Origin of the sequence: Rhodobacter capsulatus (assembly GCF_005144475.1) — a bacterium.
Lineage (GTDB): Bacteria > Pseudomonadota > Alphaproteobacteria > Rhodobacterales > Rhodobacteraceae > Rhodobacter > Rhodobacter capsulatus_C.
Window position 1 is genome coordinate 1 of sequence record NZ_SWJZ01000167.1, and the last position, 454, is coordinate 454.

Genomic DNA, 454 nt, shown 5'->3' on the forward strand with positions numbered 1-454 from the left:
GGAGCGGGTCAACCTTGCACAAATCTGGACGGCATGGATCGGCACCCTACCGGTGAAGCCGCAGGCATGGTGTGCTTCAGGCGCGCTTGTCACTTCAAAGCACTGGCCCGCCCGCGCCGCAGCACTTCTTGAATTTCTTACCCGATCCGCAGGGGCATGGGTCGTTGCGCCCAACTTTTGGACCCGGAGCCGAGGCCATGTTGGCGGCCATTGGAAAGCCGGTCGGCAAGCCCGGAACCTGCGCCTTGGTGAACAAGTTCAGCTCCTCGACAAGGTCGGGGATCAGCGCGGGCGCCTCCGTGGCGAGTTTGTTGGCCTTGTAGAGGCCGCCATCTGCGAAGCGCGCAGCCAGCTTGCCCAATTCTTCGATTTTCTTGAGCGCCTTGATCGCGCGCACATTTCTGCTGGCCGCGATTTTTCCCCACGCCTCGGGCCTGAGCTGCATCGCAGCCAG

The 454-nt window shown here is 62.6% G+C and carries 1 protein-coding gene; it reads right to left on the reverse strand.

Annotated elements, in window-relative coordinates:
- Nucleotides 1-94 precede the first annotated feature (94 nt).
- A partial coding sequence (locus tag FBT96_RS21135; protein WP_212635429.1) for an SEC-C metal-binding domain-containing protein occupies nt 95-454 on the reverse strand: 360 nt, incomplete at its 5' end.